Genomic DNA, 16,343 nt, shown 5'->3' on the forward strand with positions numbered 1-16,343 from the left:
AGCCTGCTCCTACAAGGGATTGATGCGCTCCACAAAAAAAACGCCCCGATCAGATCGGGGCGTTTTTGTATATCGAGTAGCTGGTTTACGCAGCGATCGACAGTTTGAGCTTGTTCATCGCACTCTTTTCCAGCTGACGAATGCGCTCGGCGGAGACGTTGTACTTCTGCGCCAAGTCGTGCAGCGTTGATTTCTCTTCAGCCAGCCAGCGCTGATAAAGAATGTCACGGCTACGCTCGTCGAGCACTTCCAGCGCCTGGTGCAGATTGGTGGTGGAGTTATCGGTCCAGTCGGAGTCTTCCAACTGCCGGGCCGGATCGTAACGGTGATCTTCCAGATAATTGGCTGGCGACTGGAACGCACTGTCGTCATCCGCTTCGGCAGCCGGATCGAAAGCCATGTCATGGCCGGTCAGGCGGCTTTCCATCTCGCGTACTTCGCGTGGCTCTACGCCGAGGCTTTCCGCCACACGATGAACTTCTTCGTTGTTCAGCCAGGCAAGGCGTTTTTTCTGGCCGCGCAGATTGAAGAACAGTTTGCGCTGCGCCTTGGTGGTGGCGACTTTGACGATGCGCCAGTTGCGCAGAATGAATTCGTGAATTTCAGCCTTGATCCAGTGCACGGCGAACGACACCAGACGCACACCCATTTCCGGGTTGAAGCGTTTGACGGCTTTCATCAGGCCGACGTTGCCTTCCTGAATCAGGTCAGCCTGTGCCAGGCCATAACCGGAATAGCTGCGTGCGATATGCACGACAAAACGCAGGTGGGCGAGCACCATCTGCCGAGCCGCCCCAAGATCCTGCTCATAATAGAGACTCTCGGCCAGTTCACGCTCCTGCTCGGGCGTCAGCAAGGGAATGCTGTTGACCGTGTGCACATAGGCCTCCAGGTTTGCGCCTGGGACTAATGCATAAACAGGTTGCAAAGAAGTGGTCATACGACAAAAACCTCCGACTTACATACTCGTGCAGTTCAGCACTGCGAAATTGACCGGAAACCGCTAAACAAGTTCCCTAAACCGCTGAAAGTGTCAATAGAAAAAATAAATATCAACGAGGTGCCAGCTCTCTTAAATGGCGGGCTACCGCAATCCAAGCACCGATATACCCTAACAGGACCGCTCCAAGCAAGAGAGACAGACCATCGGCTAAGGGCACGCCAGCCAGAGAGAAGTCACTTCCGTACAAGCCTGCCAGCCCAACCACTGCATCGTTGAGCCAATTCAGACCGTAGGCGAGCACGCCCCAAGACAGAAAACCCGCCCCCAGGCCATACAGCGCGCCCATATACAGAAAAGGTCTACGCACATAACTGTCAGTACCGCCCACCAACTTGATCACTTCGATCTCGGTGCGGCGGTTCTCAATGTGTAGACGAATTGTGTTACCAATTACTAACAGCAACGCCAAAACCAGCAGCACGGTCAGGCCGAAGACGAAGCGGTCACCCAGCTTGAGAATCGCGGCCAGACGTTCGACCCAGACCAGATCGAGCTGAGCCTGCTGAACCTTGGGCAACTCCGCCAGTTGCGTGCGCAACGCTTCCAGAGCGGGCTTGTCCACTTCTTTGGGCGTCACCAGCACCACGCCCGGAAGCGGGTTCTGCGGTAACTCCTTCAATGCTTCACCGAGCCCGGATTGCTGCTGGAACTCAGCCAATGCCTGCTCATTGCTTATGTATTCGGCATTGGCCACGCCGGGCATCCGCTTGATCTGCTGACTCAGCTCATCGCCCTCATTGGCGCTGGCATCCAGTTGCAGGTACAGCGAAATCTGCGCCGCACGCTGCCACGAACCGCCCAGACGCTCGACGTTGCTGAGCAGCAAAGACAAGCCCATGGGCAGGCTCAAGGCAATGGCCATCACCAGACAGGTAAAAAAGCTGCCAATCGGCTGTTTGCCGAGACGGCGCAGGCTGTCGACCAGACTGGAGCGATGGGCTTCCAGCCAGGCGTTAAGCAAGGTGCTGAAGTCCGGGCCGTCCTCGTCGTCCCGAGGTTTTTTCTTTTTCTGCGGCGTCGGTTCGGCGGCCTTGGGCGCGACTCGATCCGACACTTTCGGGGTGCGTGTGGCACTCATACTCCAGCCTCCCCGTCGCCGATCAAGCGGCCGCGTTGCAAGGTCAGCATGCGATGACGCATGCGCGCAATCAGGGTCAGGTCATGGCTGGCGATCAGCACGCTGGTGCCCAAGCGATTGATGTCTTCGAATACACCCATGATTTCCGCTGCCAGCCGTGGATCGAGGTTACCGGTCGGTTCATCGGCCAGCAGCAAGGCCGGACGGTGAACGATGGCCCGGGCGATGCCGACGCGCTGCTGCTGGCCTGTGGATAAATCACCTGGGTACAGATCGGTTTTGTCCGAGAGCGCCACGCGCTCCAGGGCCGAGTCGACGCGCTTGGTGATTTCCGCTTTGGACAGCCCAAGAATTTGCAGCGGCAGGGCGATGTTATTGAATACCGTGCGATCGAACAGCAACTGGTGATTCTGGAACACCACGCCAATCTGTCGCCGCAGGAACGGGATCTGCGCAGTGCTGATCTGCCCCAGATCCTGACCGGCCAGCAGCAATTTGCCAGTCGTCGGTCGCTCCATGGCGAGCAGCAGACGCAACAGGGTACTTTTACCGGCGCCGGAGTGGCCGGTGACAAACAAAAACTCACCACGTCGAACTCGAAAGCTCAGCTCATGCAAGCCGACGTGTCCGTTCGGATAGCGTTTACCGACCTGTTCGAAACGAATCATATGCGCTCCCGCTCGGCAAATAGAGCTTGAACAAAGGGTTCTGCTTCAAAGGTACGCAAATCGTCAATGCTTTCACCGACACCGATATAACGGATCGGCAGGCCGAATTGCTTGGCCAGGGCGAAGATCACGCCGCCCTTGGCGGTACCGTCGAGCTTGGTCAGGGCCAGGCCGGTCAGGGTCACCGTCTGGTTGAACTGCTTGGCCTGATTGATTGCGTTCTGCCCAGTGCCGGCGTCCAGCACCAACAGCACTTCATGGGGCGCGTCGGCGTCGAGCTTGCCGATGACCCGGCGAACTTTTTTCAGCTCTTCCATCAAGTTGTCTTTGGTGTGCAGACGACCAGCGGTGTCCGCGATCAGCACATCGATACCGCGAGCCTTGGCCGCCTGCACTGCATCGAAGATAACCGAGGCCGAATCCGCACCGGTGTGTTGAGCGATGACCGGGATGTGATTGCGCTCACCCCAGACCTGTAGCTGCTCCACCGCCGCCGCACGGAAAGTGTCACCTGCCGCGAGCATGACTTTCTTGCCTTCGAGTTGAAGTTTCTTCGCCAGCTTGCCGATGGTCGTGGTTTTGCCGGCGCCATTGACACCGACCACCAGAATCACGAACGGCTTGTGCTGCGATGTGATGACCAGTGGCTTCTCGACCGGCTTGAGCAGGGCTGTCAGCTCGCCTTGCAGCGATTTATACAGTGCGTCGCTGTCAGTCAGCTGCTTGCGCGCGACCTTCTGGGTCAGGCTTTGAATGATCACCGAGGTCGCTTCGACACCCACATCGGCGGTCAGCAGACGGGTTTCGATTTCTTCGAGCAGGTCATCGTCGATCGCCTTCTTGCCGAGGAACAGGCTGGCCATGCCCTCGCCCAGGCTGGCGCTGGTTTTCGACAAGCCTTGCTTGAGGCGGGCGAAGAAGCTGGCTTTGTGGGCTTCTTTACTGGCTTCTTTACTGGCTTCTGTCGGTGCCGGGCTGACCGGGGCCGGAGCAGGTGCAGCTTCAACCACCACAACAGGTTTGAGTGCCGGCGCTACAACAGGCACTGCAACAGGCACTACAACGAGTGCTGGCACGATAACCGGCTGAGGCGCAGCTGTCGGCTCAAGCGCAACTATCGGCTCGGAAACAACAACCGCTTCAGGTACGACGACAGGAGGCAGCTCTACCGGCAGCGGTTGCACAAACGATGCGCTCTGCAGCGGAATCGGCGGCGTAACGTGCGGCACAAGCTCATCGATCAGCGCCACCGACTCTTCGGCCACCGGCAACACCAGCCAGGGCTGTGGCGCAGGGGCGACGGGTGGTAGTGATTCAGTGACAGGCTCTGGCACCGATTGCGGCGCGAACTGTGGCTCAACAGCCACCGGCGCGTGGTCGATGACCGGCTCGGGTGCTGCTGTGGATAAGTTTTGTGGCTGCTCGGTAACGGCTTCCTGCGGCTTTTTGCGCAGCCATCCGAACAGGCTTTTTTTCTCTGCAGCCGGAGCTGGGGTCTTCTTGTCGTCGTTGGAACCAAACATGGAGGACGGCTATCTCAAGGTAGCGACGCGCCAATGCGGCGCCTCTGAAAAATTCTGTCAATGCGAAACAGACTGCTTTTGACCCGGCTTGTTCACCCGCGAGGGCTTCTATCTATAAGAAGCAAAAGCATCTAGCCGTGGTCGGCGGTCGAACGGATCAGTATCCTAGCACCTCCGCGCCCGCCGACGCTAAGTTCAAGCAGGCCGTCTTACAGGTTCAAAAACGAATGAATGCTCTAGCCCGCCGCGCCGCAGGCCTGCTGCTCAGCACAGTTTGTCTGCCGCTGTCAGCACTGGCCGCAGACCCGCAACCTACTCACGAATTCACCCTGGACAATGGCCTGAAAGTCATCGTCCGTGAAGATCACCGTGCACCCGTGGTGGTTTCGCAGGTCTGGTACAAAGTCGGTTCCAGCTATGAAACCCCTGGCCAGACCGGTTTGTCCCACGCCCTGGAACACATGATGTTCAAAGGCAGCAAAAACGTTGGCCCCGGTCAGGCCTCACTGATCCTGCGCGACCTCGGCGCCGAGGAAAACGCGTTCACCAGCGACGACTACACCGCGTATTACCAGGTATTGGCCCGTGACCGACTGGGGGTGGCCTTCGAGCTGGAAGCCGATCGCATGGCCAGCCTGCTCTTGCCTGCCGACCAGTTCAGCCGCGAGATCGAAGTGATCAAGGAAGAACGTCGCCTGCGCACCGACGACAAGCCCGGCGCCAAAGCCTATGAGCGCTTCAAGGCCATGGCTTACCCCGCCAGCGGCTACCACACGCCGACCATCGGCTGGATGGCCGACCTGGACCGGATGAATGTCGAAGAGCTGCGTCACTGGTACCAAGCCTGGTACGTGCCGAACAACGCCACGCTGGTGGTGGTCGGCGATGTGCAACCCGATGATGTCAAAGCCCTGGCGCAACGCTATTTCGGTCCTATCCCTCGGCGCGATGTGCCGCCGTCGAAAATTCCGCTAGAGCTGGCCGAGCCCGGTGAACGCAAAATCACCCTGCATGTGCAGACTCAAATGCCAAGCCTGATGTACGGCTTCAACGTGCCGAGCCTGTCCACTGCGCAAGATCCGCGCCTGGTCAACGCCTTGCGTCTGATTTCCGCCCTGCTCGACGGCGGCTACAGCGCACGCATCCCGACCCGCCTGGAGCGTGGCGAGGAATTGGTTTCTGGCGCCTCGTCGAGTTACGGCGCCTTCAGCCGTGGCGACGGCCTGTTCATGATCAGCGCCACCCCCAACGTGCAGAAGAAGAAAACCCTGGCCGACACCGAAGCCGGTATCTGGCGGCTGCTGGATGAGTTGAAAACCACACCGCCGACCAATGCAGAACTGGAACGGGTTCGGGCGCAGCTGATTGCCAGCCTGGTCTACTCACGCGACTCGATAACCAGCCAGGCCAGCACCATCGGCGAGCTGGAGAGCGTTGGCCTGTCGTGGAAACTCATCGACGAAGAACTGGAGGCGCTGAAAAGCGTAACCCCGGCTGACATCCAGAAAGCCGCTCGCACTTATTTCATCCGCGAGCGCCTCAGCGTTGCGCACGTTTTGCCCGAGGAGAAAGCACATGAGTGAGCGCAAGGGTTTGCATTACGCGCAGCTCGGTATGGGAGCCATGGTGCTGGCCACGATACTCGGGCTATTTAGCGTCCTGCCTGCGCAGGCTGAAGACGTTGCTAAAGATGCCTCGACCACCGGCACCACAACCAACAACCTGCAATCGCTGAAAGAACTCGACGGCAAGGCGCCCGCCCGGCGTACCTTGAATATCCAGACTTGGAAAACCGCCGAGGGCGCCAAGGTGATGTTCGTCGAGGCGCGAGAATTGCCGATGTTCGACATGCGCCTGACCTTCGCCGCTGGCAGCAGCCAGGATCAAGGCACGCCCGGCATCGCTGTGCTGACCAATGCCATGCTCAACGAAGGGGTAGCCGGCAAAAATGTGAGCGCCATCGCTGAAGGCTTCGAAGGTCTGGGCGCCGACTTTGGCAATGGCGCGTATCGCGACATGGCCGTAGCGTCCCTGCGAAGCCTCAGTGCCGTGGATAAACGCGAGCCCGCGCTGAAGCTGTTTGCCGAGGTGGTGGGTAAACCGACGTTCCCTGCGGACTCTCTGGCGCGGATCAAGAACCAGTTACTGGCCGGTTTCGAATACCAGAAACAAAACCCCGCCAAACTGGCCGGCATGGAGCTGTTCAAGCGCCTCTATGGCGAACACCCTTATGCTCATTCGAGCGACGGCACCGCCAAAAGCATTACACCAATCAGCATCGCGCAACTCAAAGCGTTCCACGCCAAAGCCTATGCCGCAGGCAATGTCGTGATCGCGCTGGTAGGCGATCTGTCCCGCGCCGAGGCCGAAGCGGTCGCTGCTCAGGTGTCCGCCGCCCTGCCTAAAGGCCCGGCCCTACCGAAAATCGCGGAACCGGTGGAACCCAAAGCAGACGAAACCCACATCAACTTCGCTTCCAAGCAGACGCACTTGCTGCTCGCGCAACTGGGGATCGACCGTAACGACCCGGATTACGTCGCGCTGACCCTGGGCAACTCGGTGCTCGGCGGTGGCGGTTTCGGCAGTCGCTTGATGACGGAAGTGCGGGAGAAGCGCGGCCTGACCTACGGTGTCTCTTCGGGCTTCACCCCGATGGAGGTGCAAGGTCCGTTCGTGATCGGCCTGCAAACCCGCGCCGAACTCAGCGAAAACACCCTGAAACTGGTGCAGGACATCGTGCGTGACTTCCTCGTCACGGGCCCGACCCAGAAAGAACTGGACGACGCCAAGCGCGAACTGTCCGGCAGCTTCCCGCTGTCCACAGCAAGTAATGCCGACATCGTCGGTCAACTGGGCGCCATTGGTTTCTACAATCTGCCGCTGACCTACCTCGAAGACTTCATGCAGCAAGCGCAAAGCGTAACCGTCGAGCAAGTCAAAGCTGCGATGAGCAAACATTTGAGTGCAGACAAGATGGTGATTGTCACGGCCGGTCCAACGGTCGAGCAAAAACCCTTGCCACCCCCTACTGATAACCCCGTCGAACAACCCCTCGGCGTCCCGGAGCATTAATGGCCAATCCAAGACCGAAGGGCCATAACGGCCTGGGTCAACTCCGCATCATCGGTGGCGAATGGGGCAGTCGTCGCCTGACCTTCCCCGACGCCCCCGGCCTGCGCCCGACACCAGATCGTGTGCGTGAAACGCTGTTCAACTGGCTGGCCGCTCACATCGAGGGCGCCCGTGTGCTGGATGTCTTCACCGGCAGCGGTGCACTGTACTTCGAAGCCCTGTCCCGTGGTGCAAGCATGGGCCTGGCGCTGGACAACAGTGCAGCGGCGATTGCCAGTTTGAAACAGAACCTGAGCGCGCTTGGGTGCACAGTGGGTCAGGTACAACACACCGACGCGCTACGTCATCTGGAAAGCCAACCGGCCAGCCCATTTGACGTGGTGTTCCTCGATCCGCCGTTTCATCAGGGCCTGCTACCCGCCGCCTGTGCGCTGCTGGAAGAGCGGAACTGGCTGGCCGACGAGGCGTGGATTTACACCGAAAGCGAAACCCCACCCTCCACCCTCGGCCTGCCGGCCAGCTGGCGTTTGCACCGCGAGAAAAAGGCCGGGCAGGTGTATTACGCGTTGTGGCAGCGGACCGTAGAGACACTCGACTGACTCCGTCAGACCGGTTTGCCGTTCACGTCATCTGTTGTCCAGCATCGCAAAACCAGGTGGGTGGTGCTCGATAACGGCAGGGTCAGGCGTTCATTGTGCTTGGCCCTGCCTTGAATTCACTGTGATGTGCTGCGATCGCCCACGCGATTCTCGCCAGTTTGTTGGCCAAGGCGCAGACCACAAGGTTGGTGTGGTGGGTTCGCAGCAGATTGCGCACCCAGTCCGCCAGGGTACCGCTCTGTCGATCCAGAAAAATCAAATAAACCCTCGCACACTGGATGAGCAGCCGCCTCTGGTTTCGATCACCTCGCTTGCTGATCCCGAGAAGTACCAAGTGTTTAGCGATGCCCGCGCGATTGAATTTCTTGTGATAAAGCTCACGTCCGCGATCATCCTGTGCATGGACGTGAAAGCTATGTTTTCCCAGATCGATGGCGACGATATCTACTTTGTTCATGGCGATGGTCTCCGATAGGCACCGCGGCCGTAAAGGATTTGCGCTTCAACCCGCCGGATTAAAGCTTCCCGCCGCTGTGCAATACCGTTGTTCCGTCAACTTGCTTTGTTCCTCCCGGTTGTTATCTCAACGTTTCGTCCAATCTCGGCATTCTTCCTTGAAGAACACTTGCGCGGCCTTTCGGCATTCGAAGTGTTCGGTGAGCTCTTGGGGGAAGTTGAAGCAGACGCTGTTGTCTTCGATAGGGTTGTTGAAGACGCGCCATTGGGCGCGATAGCGGTCGCGGCCATCCGATTCGCGGATGTTTTCGGTAAGGAAGGATGAAACTTCCTGAGATGATCCCGATCACTCCCTTTACGTGTGCAATCGCCCGCGTCGGGTTATGGTCTAGCACCTTCCCGGCGGTCAATGGAGTGGCTATGTATAAAAGTCTTGAGCAGGTGTTCGGTTATCCACAGTTTCGGCCCGGGCAGGAAGCTGCAATCGGGGCGGTGTTGGCGGGGCGTTCGGCGGCGGCTATTTTTCCGACGGGGTCGGGCAAGTCGTTGTGTTATCAGTTGCCGGCGTTGTTGTTGCCGCATCTGACGCTGGTGGTATCGCCGTTGTTGGCGTTGATTCAGGATCAGTTGGCGTTTTTGCAGCGTCATGGCATTGCGGCGGCGAGTATCGATTCGGCGCAGAGTCGCGATGATGTGGCGCAGGTGATGGCGCGCGCCCGCTCAGGCGAGTTGAAGATTCTGATGATTTCGGTGGAGCGGCTGAAGAACGAGCGTTTTCGCCATTTCATCGCGCAGGTGCCGATTTCGTTGCTGGTGGTGGACGAGGCGCACTGCATTTCCGAGTGGGGCCATAACTTTCGCCCGGACTATCTTAAGCTGCCGGACTACCTGCGTCAGTTCCAGATCCCACAGGCGCTATTGCTGACGGCCACCGCCACGCCGAAGGTGATCGCCGATATGCAGGCCAAGTTCGCAATCGCCCCGGACGACGTGGTGACTACGGGCTTCTATCGTCCCAACCTCAATCTACTAATCGAGCCCGTGAGTGGCCGCGACAAGCGTCGACGATTGGTCGAGTGGTTGGGCGAGCGCCGCGGTCAGCCGACTATCGTTTACGTCACGTTGCAGAAGACTGCCGAACAGATCGCCGCACACTTGAGCCAGAACGGCATCGGGGCCAGCGCTTATCACGCCGGTTTGCCCCACGATCAGCGTGAGTCGATTCAGCGGCAATTCATGGGTGGGCGGTTGAATTGCATCGTCGCCACCATCGCGTTTGGCATGGGCATCGACAAGAGCGACATCCGCAATGTCGTGCATTTCGATTTGCCGAAATCCATCGAGAATTACAGCCAGGAAATTGGCCGGGCCGGGCGTGACGGCGAGCGGTCTGACTGTCTGGTATTGGCCAACCGCGACAGCCTCAACGTACTGGAGAACTTCGTTTACGGCGACACGCCGGAATACACCGGCATCCGGAACGTGCTCGATGAATTGCTCGTCGCGACCGAGGATGGGCAGTGGGAGTTGCTGCTGGGGCCGCTCTCCGATCAGAGCAATATCCGCCAGCTGCCGTTGAAAACCTTGCTGGTGCAACTGGAGCTGCGCGGCATCATAGCCCCGCGGTTTTCCTATTTCGCGGAATACCGATTCAAATTTCTGATCGAACCCGATGCGCTCGTGCAGCGCTTCGAAGGCGAGCGGCGGCAGTTCGTCGAGGCGATCATCGAGACCTCAAGTCGGGCACGGACCTGGGCTACGGTGAGCTTCGACGCCCTGTATCAACAGCATCAAGCCGAGCGTGGCCGAGTGGTCACGGCGCTGGATTATTTCCAGGAGAAGGGTTGGATCGAGCTGGAAAGCAAACAGATGACTGAGGTGTACAACCTGCTCATTTCAGACTTTGATCCCGAGGCGCTCAGCCTTGAGCTGCACGACTATTTCAAACAGCACGAAACCACGGAAATCGCTCGTATCCACGCCATGCTCGACCTGTTCGCCACCGAGCAGTGCTTGAGTCATCGCCTCGCCCAATATTTTGGCGATCATCAGGCGCCTGAGCCGTGCGGGCACTGCTCGGTGTGCCATGGGCATATCGCCCGGTTGCCGGAACCGCCCGCTTTGCCGAGCCTGGTTGAAAGGAGTGTTCATGACCTGTGTGGCGAGTTTATACGCAAGCATCAGGATTACAGCGGCAGTGTCCCGAGTGCCGAGTGCCTGACCCGATTCCTGTGCGGAATCAGCGTGCCGTTGTTTACCAAGCTCAAGGCGCGTGGGATCAAGGGTTTTGCCGTGCTTGAGGATTATCCCTATGCGCAGGTGCGGGATTGGGCAGAAAGGGCTATGGCTGGATAAAGCTGTTAGAGCCCCGGCACTGACCTCATGTAGGAGCTGCCGAAGGCTGCGATAGGCCGTCCTTGATTACGACCACTTTGTAGTCGATCGCAGCCTTCGGCAGCTCCTACAATGGGTCTGCGCATTCCTCTCCACAATTCAGAGACCCGCTTATGACCGATCAAACCCCGCAACGCGCTGACTATCGTCACTTCCAGCCGATCACTACCCGTTGGCACGACAACGATATCTACGGGCACGTGAACAACGTGACGTACTACAGCTTTTTCGACAGCGCGGTGAATAGCTACCTGATCGAGCGTGGCGGTCTGGATATTCATGACGGTGAGGTGGTGGGGTTTGTGGTGAGTTCGTCGTGCGATTACTTTGCTTCGATCGCGTACCCGGACCTGATCGAGATCGGCGTGCGGGTTGGCAAGCTGGGTAACAGCTCGGTGCAGTATGAGTTGGCGGTGTTCAAGGCCGGTGCGGAAGAGGCCTGTGCGGCGGGATGCTTTGTGCATGTATTTGTGGATCGGGCTTCGAATCAGCCCGTGCCGATTCCCGGCGGCTTGCGTGAGGCGCTGGGGCAATTATTGGTTTAGCGGGCCTGAAAGCAGCGCTGGCTGCTTTTGAGGGCAGCCAGCGACAGATGTAGATTCAGCGCAATCACCAACGGCCGCGATCGTGATCCCAGTGTTTGTGATGGCCGTGACCATGATGGCGGTACTCATGGCGGTACTCACGACGATCGTCGTGACCACGGTAGCGGCGATCACCGCCACCCTCATTACGGCTTTCATTGCCCATGTAGTTGCCCAACGCACCGCCTGCGCCGCCGCCCGCTGCCGCGCCGATCAGGCTGCCGGTGTTGCCGCCGAGGCTGCGGCCGACCACGTTGCCGCCGGCTGCGCCCAGGCCCCCGCCAATGGCCGCTTCAGCGCGGTTGTGGCGATTCGCGCCCACTGCGCCACCTGCCGCACCGCCCAAGCCAGCACCAATGGCTGAACCTGTCTTGCCGCCCAGTTGTTGGCCGACAACCGAACCGAGTACCCCACCCAATGCCCCGCCCACGCCGGCTTCAGCGGTACCGCCTGCCGAGGCAAAACCACTGACCAGGCCCAGGGACAACAACAGAATCGAGGAATACTTCATGTGAGAGCCTCAGATGGATGACGGCGCGATCCTGAGGCCGGAGAGAACTTGTAACAATAGAAATCCGACGAATAACACTAGTTGTAAAAAAACACTAACTTACTGTTTTTCATCCGGAACTTTAGTTGGGAGTGGCAGTCATAAACTACTTGCCGTCGGCCTCTTTTATGCAAAAGAGGCCTTTTTTATGGGCAACTACTTAGTTTGCTCCATAGGCGGAGCTTACATGATTCGCCCGTTATCACTTGCCGCTTCCAGACGAATCGCGACGAACTTGGACGTCGGCGTATGGCTGCCATCACCGACGCTTTCCAGCGGCACCAACGGGTTCACCTCCGGGTAGTACGCGGCGGCTTGCCCGGCAGGGATGTCGAACGCCAGCAGGGTGAAGCCTTTGACGCGACGCTCGCGGCCATCGTCCCAGATCGAGATCAAGTCCGCTTTCTGCCCCGGTTTGAAGCCCAGGCGAATGATGTCGGCCTCGTTGACGAACAGCACATCACGCTGACCTTTTACCCCGCGATAACGGTCGTCCAAACCATAAATAGTGGTGTTGTACTGATCGTGTGAACGCATGGATTGCATGATCAGGTCCGGAATCTGGCCGGTCGAACGCACGCTTTCATGCACCAGGTCCAGGGGCAGGACGTTGGCCTTGAAGTTGGCCCGAGCCGTTTTGGTATTCCAGCGCCGTTCACTGGCCGCGTTGCCAAGGTAGAAACCGCCCGGATTTTTCAGCCGCTGATTAAAGTCTGTGAAGCCTGGAATAGTGTCGGCGATCAGGTCACGAATGCGGCTGTAATCGGCGGTCAGCCACAGCCAATCCACAGGCTGCTTGCCCAGGGTCGCGGCAGCGATGCCTGCGATGATCGCCGGCTCCGAACGCATCTGTCTGGACAGCGGCTGCAACTGGCCGTTAGAGGCGTGGACCATGCTGAACGAGTCTTCCACGGTCACCGCTTGCGGGCCATCGGCCTGCATATCGATATCGGTACGGCCGAAGCACGGCAGGATCAACGCCTGCTTGCCGTGAGTCAGGTGGCTGCGGTTGAGCTTGGTGCTGATCTGCACGGTCAGGTCGCATTTGCCCAGTGCTTCGACGGTGCGCGCGCTGTCCGGTGTGGCCTGGGCGAAGTTACCGCCCAGGCCGATAAACACTTTAGAACGGCCTTCGAGCATGGCATGGATGGCTTCAACCACATTGTGGCCATTGGTACGCGGGACTTTGAACTGAAAGCGCTTCTCCAGCGCATCAAGGAAGAACGCCGGAGGGCGCTCGTTGATGCCCATGGTCCGGTCGCCCTGCACGTTACTGTGACCACGCACCGGGCACAGGCCTGCACCTGGCTTGCCGATGTTGCCGCGCAGCAGCATCAGGTTGGCGATTTCCTGAATGGTTGGCACCGAATGGCGATGCTGAGTGATGCCCATCGCCCAGCACATGATGACTTTCTGGCCTTTGCTGTACATCTGCGCCGCTTTCTCGATATCAGCGAGGGGCAGGCCGGACTGCTCAATGATCTCCTCCCATGAGGTGTCATCGATGGTCGCCAGGTAATCGAGCACACCGTCCGTGTGTTCGTTGAGAAAGGCATGATCGAACACCGGTGGTGCGTTGTTGGCCTGAGTCTCGCGTTCCCATTGCAGTAGGTACTTGGCCATGCCACGCAATAGCGCCATGTCGCCACCCAATGCCGGGCGGAAGTACGCGCTGTTGGTCGGCTCCGAGCCGTTGGTGAGCATTTCCAGCGGGTGTTGTGGATGCTGGAAGCGTTCCAGGCCACGCTCTTTGAGCGGGTTGACGCACACCACTTGCGCGCCCCGTTTGACCGCTTCACGTAGCGGTTCGAGCATGCGTGGGTGGTTAGTGCCGGGGTTCTGGCCGAGGACGAAAATCGCATCGGCGTGTTCGAAGTCATCGAACGTCACCGTGCCTTTGCCGACGCCAACGCTTTGCGCCATCGCGACACCACTGGCTTCGTGGCACATGTTCGAGCAGTCGGGGAAGTTGTTGGTGCCGTAAGCGCGCACAAACAGCTGATACAGGTAGGCGGCTTCGTTGCTGGCCCGGCCCGAGGTATAGAACTCGGCCATGTCCGGGCTTGGCAGATTGACCAGGTGTTTGCTGATCAGGGCAAACGCATCATCCCAACTGATCGGCGTGTAGCGATCGGTCTCGGCGTTGTAGCTCATGGGCTCGGTCAGGCGGCCCTGGTATTCGAGCCAGTAGTCGCTTTGCTCGCGCAGGGCGCTGACGCTGTAACGGGCGAAGAACGAGGCATCGACACGGCGCTTGGTGGCTTCCCAGTTGACCGCTTTGGCGCCGTTCTCGCAGAACTTGACCATGCCGCTTTCCGGCGAATCACCCCAGGCGCAGCCAGGGCAGTCGAAACCACCATTCTGGTTGGTCTTGAGCATCATGCGGAGGTTCTTCAGCGCGTTATCACTGGTCAGCCACGCCTGGGTCACACTGATCAGTGCGCCCCAGCCACCGGCAGGGCCCTTGTAGGGCTTGTAGAGCTTGTGGCGAGGGGTCGGGGTTTTGTCGGCTTGATGATGAGTGCTCACGCTTGGTTCTCTATGGCAGGGCTATAAACCCGCGGCGCACTGTGTTGCGGCAGGTGGATTAAATTGAGGTTGTGTCGACGCGCCCATTGCAGGGCCAGGCCGGTGGGCGAGGACAGGCTGACCAGCGTCTGGATGCCGGCGCGCAGCACTTTCTGGATCAATTCCAGGCTGCAACGGCTGGTGACGATGGCGATCCCGCCTGTCAAAGGGATTCCTTGACGTATCAGGGCGCCGATCAGTTTGTCGAGGGCGTTGTGTCGGCCAATGTCTTCGCGACCCAGCAGCAGTTCGCCGTTGCTGTCCATGAACAACGCGGCATGCACCGCGCCGCAATGCTGGCCCAGCGGCTGGAACGCACTGATGCGTTGGCGCAGCCCGTCCAGCCAGATCGCCGGTGGCAATGGCGCGCCCGGCAATACATTGAGTTCGGGTAAGGCTTGTTCGATCGCCTCCACGCCGCACAGCCCACAACCGCTGGTGCCGGCCATCTGACGCCGCTGCTGCTTGAGGCTCCAGAAAGCACGGCTGGCGATTTCCACCTGGGCGTACTGCGCAGAGCCGGAGCCGCTGAGTTTCAGGTCATAGATTTCATCGGGGGAGGCAATGATGCCGCTGCCTAGACTGAAACCGACGATGAAATCTTCAAGATCGTTGGGGCTGACCAGCATCACCGCCTGGCTGATACCGTTGTAGGTGATGGCCAGGGCCACTTCCTCGGCAAGTGCGGTACGCGCAGAGTCTTCGCGCTCAAGGTTCGAGTAGCTGTAGGACTGACTTGCGGTGGGCGCGGGCGAATTCAGTGCGGGCGCCGTGCTGACCGTGCGCTTGGCGTGCATGGGAAAGTACCGGCAGATTATTCAACCTTTAGCCTAGGCTGCTCGCTGGTTGACGTCTAATCGCCAGTTTTGATGCCTTGATAGATGGCGTCGATCAAGACGCCTCGATGATGCGTTGGTACGCGGCGAAACACGCCTCGGCCAGCGCGGAGCGTGGCGCACTGCGACGCATGATCAGGCCGAGGCGAGCCAGGGTCTGGGCATCAGCGATGGGGTGCAGGCGCAGGTGTTCGGTCAATGTTTCGAGCCCGCCTTCGAGGGGCATGATCGCGCAGCAGAATCCGCCATGCACCGCTTGTAGCAACTGATGGACAGCGTCGGTTTGCAATAGCGGCAGGGGGGTCAGGCCGCGGCTGTGGAAGTTGTGGTCGATGGACTGGCGAAAGTGCATGCCACTGGTCAGCAAGCCCAAGGGCAGTTCGATCAAGCTTTCCCAGCTCAGTGGCTGTTCGTCGAAGTTGAAGTGACGGTGGTCGTAAAGCAGGCCCATGCGTGTTTGTGCCAGGGACAGGGAGTCAAAACGCTCGCCATCCAGCCGCTCCAGATACGACACGCCCAGATCCAGCTGATTGCTCGCCAATTGCTCCAGCACCTGCTCGGAGCTGAGCGACGACAGTTCGAAACGCAGATTTGGGTGCAACTGATGCAGACGTTGCATCAGCGCCAGCGGATCGAAACTCGACAGGGGCACCACGCCCAGACGCAAGGTGCCGACCAGATGTCCGCGACAGGCAGCGGCTTCGGCCTGCAAACCGTCATACGCGGCCAATACCGTCCGCGCCCAGGCCAATACCCGTTCACCCGGCGCGGTAAAACCTTCGAAGCGCTGGCCGCGATTGACCAGCGGTAGTTCGAGCTCTTCTTCCAGGCTGCGCAGGCGCATGGACAAGGTCGGCTGAGTGATATGGCAGCGCGCCGCCGCCTGACCGAAGTGCCGGGTCTCGTCGAGGGCGATGAGGAATTTCAGTTGTTTGATGTCCATGTTCGCTCCGGTTTTTTGTGTTACAGCACTTCAGTCTTCGCAGGCAAGCCTGCTCCCACAAAGGCACGC

At 59.2% G+C, this 16,343-nt stretch carries 13 protein-coding genes and 2 pseudogenes; 5 read left to right on the forward strand and 10 right to left on the reverse strand.

Translation table 11 applies throughout. From position 1 onward, the window contains the following. Window positions 1-85 precede the first annotated feature (85 nt). From rpoH to ftsY, 4 genes are all read right to left on the reverse strand, one after another. Window positions 86-940: an RNA polymerase sigma factor RpoH gene (gene rpoH, locus AC1MEE_RS26970; protein ID WP_480412529.1), complete on the reverse strand. Its 855-nt coding sequence runs from the start codon at window positions 938-940 to the stop codon at window positions 86-88. 112 nt (window positions 941-1,052) lie between these two features. Next, window positions 1,053-2,081: a permease-like cell division protein FtsX gene (gene ftsX / locus AC1MEE_RS26975; protein ID WP_480412530.1), complete on the reverse strand. Its 1,029-nt coding sequence runs from the start codon at window positions 2,079-2,081 to the stop codon at window positions 1,053-1,055. Then, window positions 2,078-2,749 carry a cell division ATP-binding protein FtsE gene (gene ftsE / locus AC1MEE_RS26980; protein WP_480412531.1) on the reverse strand — a complete coding sequence of 224 codons (672 nt, stop codon included), beginning with the start codon at window positions 2,747-2,749 and terminating at the stop codon, window positions 2,078-2,080. The genes ftsX and ftsE overlap by 4 nt, the downstream gene beginning before the upstream one ends. Next, the gene (gene ftsY, locus AC1MEE_RS26985; protein ID WP_480412532.1) at window positions 2,746-4,272 is read right to left on the reverse strand and encodes a signal recognition particle-docking protein FtsY; all 1,527 of its coding nucleotides are present in this window, start codon (window positions 4,270-4,272) and stop codon (window positions 2,746-2,748) included. The genes ftsE and ftsY overlap by 4 nt, the downstream gene beginning before the upstream one ends. A gap of 227 nt (window positions 4,273-4,499) precedes the next feature. Between ftsY and AC1MEE_RS26990 the strand changes: the two genes are divergently transcribed. The 3 genes from AC1MEE_RS26990 to rsmD are packed head-to-tail and all read left to right on the forward strand — an operon-like array spanning window position 4,500 to window position 7,943. Beyond that, window positions 4,500-5,855, forward strand: a complete 1,356-nt coding sequence (locus AC1MEE_RS26990; RefSeq protein WP_480412533.1) for a M16 family metallopeptidase — start codon at window positions 4,500-4,502, stop codon at window positions 5,853-5,855. Then, entirely contained in the window at window positions 5,848-7,344 is a 1,497-nt protein-coding gene (locus tag AC1MEE_RS26995) for a M16 family metallopeptidase (RefSeq protein WP_480412534.1), read from the forward strand. Before AC1MEE_RS26990 ends, AC1MEE_RS26995 begins: the two co-directional genes overlap by 8 nt. After that, on the forward strand, window positions 7,344-7,943 hold the full coding sequence (gene rsmD / locus AC1MEE_RS27000) for a 16S rRNA (guanine(966)-N(2))-methyltransferase RsmD (RefSeq protein WP_480412535.1): 600 nt from the start codon (window positions 7,344-7,346) through the stop codon (window positions 7,941-7,943). Before AC1MEE_RS26995 ends, rsmD begins: the two co-directional genes overlap by 1 nt. 82 nt (window positions 7,944-8,025) lie before the next feature. On the opposite strand, the pseudogene AC1MEE_RS27005 reads toward rsmD, so the two are convergent. After that, window positions 8,026-8,271, reverse strand: a pseudogene (locus AC1MEE_RS27005) (IS110 family transposase); the annotation flags it as partial. Window positions 8,272-8,445: 174 nt separating this feature from the next. Next, window positions 8,446-8,721 (reverse strand): annotated as a pseudogene (locus AC1MEE_RS27010) (hypothetical protein); the annotation flags it as partial. Between the two features lie 98 nt (window positions 8,722-8,819). On the opposite strand from AC1MEE_RS27010, the gene AC1MEE_RS27015 reads away from it, so the two are divergent. After that, entirely contained in the window at window positions 8,820-10,754 is a 1,935-nt protein-coding gene (locus tag AC1MEE_RS27015; protein ID WP_480412536.1) for a RecQ family ATP-dependent DNA helicase, read from the forward strand. A gap of 152 nt (window positions 10,755-10,906) precedes the next feature. After that, a complete protein-coding gene (locus tag AC1MEE_RS27020) occupies window positions 10,907-11,338 on the forward strand; it encodes an acyl-CoA thioesterase (protein WP_480412537.1) in 432 nt (143 codons plus the stop codon). Between the two features lie 64 nt (window positions 11,339-11,402). Here the strand turns inward: AC1MEE_RS27020 and AC1MEE_RS27025 are convergent, their stop codons facing one another. The 4 genes from AC1MEE_RS27025 to AC1MEE_RS27040 form a co-directional block, all read right to left on the reverse strand. Next, window positions 11,403-11,888 (reverse strand): glycine zipper domain-containing protein, encoded by a 486-nt coding sequence (locus tag AC1MEE_RS27025; protein ID WP_480412538.1) that lies wholly within the window; start codon window positions 11,886-11,888, stop codon window positions 11,403-11,405. A gap of 222 nt (window positions 11,889-12,110) precedes the next feature. After that, the gene (locus AC1MEE_RS27030; protein ID WP_480412539.1) at window positions 12,111-14,456 is read right to left on the reverse strand and encodes an FdhF/YdeP family oxidoreductase; all 2,346 of its coding nucleotides are present in this window, start codon (window positions 14,454-14,456) and stop codon (window positions 12,111-12,113) included. Continuing rightward, on the reverse strand, window positions 14,453-15,292 hold the full coding sequence (fdhD, locus tag AC1MEE_RS27035; protein WP_480412540.1) for a formate dehydrogenase accessory sulfurtransferase FdhD: 840 nt from the start codon (window positions 15,290-15,292) through the stop codon (window positions 14,453-14,455). Before fdhD ends, AC1MEE_RS27030 begins: the two co-directional genes overlap by 4 nt. A 94-nt stretch (window positions 15,293-15,386) precedes the next feature. Next, window positions 15,387-16,274 carry a LysR family transcriptional regulator gene (locus AC1MEE_RS27040; RefSeq protein WP_480412541.1) on the reverse strand — a complete coding sequence of 296 codons (888 nt, stop codon included), beginning with the start codon at window positions 16,272-16,274 and terminating at the stop codon, window positions 15,387-15,389. Between the last annotated feature and the right edge of the window lie 69 nt (window positions 16,275-16,343).

The sequence above is a fragment of the Pseudomonas sp. ASL3 genome (genome assembly GCF_056680425.1).

Coding starts and splice junctions, on each gene's coding strand:
- rpoH (WP_480412529.1), bottom strand. CDS start 940: ATGACCACTTCTTTGCAACCTGTTTATGCATTAGTCCCAGGCGCAAAC.
- ftsX (WP_480412530.1), bottom strand. CDS start 2,081: ATGAGTGCCACACGCACCCCGAAAGTGTCGGATCGAGTCGCGCCCAAG.
- ftsE (WP_480412531.1), bottom strand. CDS start 2,749: ATGATTCGTTTCGAACAGGTCGGTAAACGCTATCCGAACGGACACGTC.
- ftsY (WP_480412532.1), bottom strand. CDS start 4,272: ATGTTTGGTTCCAACGACGACAAGAAGACCCCAGCTCCGGCTGCAGAG.
- AC1MEE_RS26990 (WP_480412533.1), top strand. CDS start 4,500: ATGAATGCTCTAGCCCGCCGCGCCGCAGGCCTGCTGCTCAGCACAGTT.
- AC1MEE_RS26995 (WP_480412534.1), top strand. CDS start 5,848: ATGAGTGAGCGCAAGGGTTTGCATTACGCGCAGCTCGGTATGGGAGCC.
- rsmD (WP_480412535.1), top strand. CDS start 7,344: ATGGCCAATCCAAGACCGAAGGGCCATAACGGCCTGGGTCAACTCCGC.
- AC1MEE_RS27015 (WP_480412536.1), top strand. CDS start 8,820: ATGTATAAAAGTCTTGAGCAGGTGTTCGGTTATCCACAGTTTCGGCCC.
- AC1MEE_RS27020 (WP_480412537.1), top strand. CDS start 10,907: ATGACCGATCAAACCCCGCAACGCGCTGACTATCGTCACTTCCAGCCG.
- AC1MEE_RS27025 (WP_480412538.1), bottom strand. CDS start 11,888: ATGAAGTATTCCTCGATTCTGTTGTTGTCCCTGGGCCTGGTCAGTGGT.
- fdhD (WP_480412540.1), bottom strand. CDS start 15,292: ATGCACGCCAAGCGCACGGTCAGCACGGCGCCCGCACTGAATTCGCCC.
- AC1MEE_RS27040 (WP_480412541.1), bottom strand. CDS start 16,274: ATGGACATCAAACAACTGAAATTCCTCATCGCCCTCGACGAGACCCGG.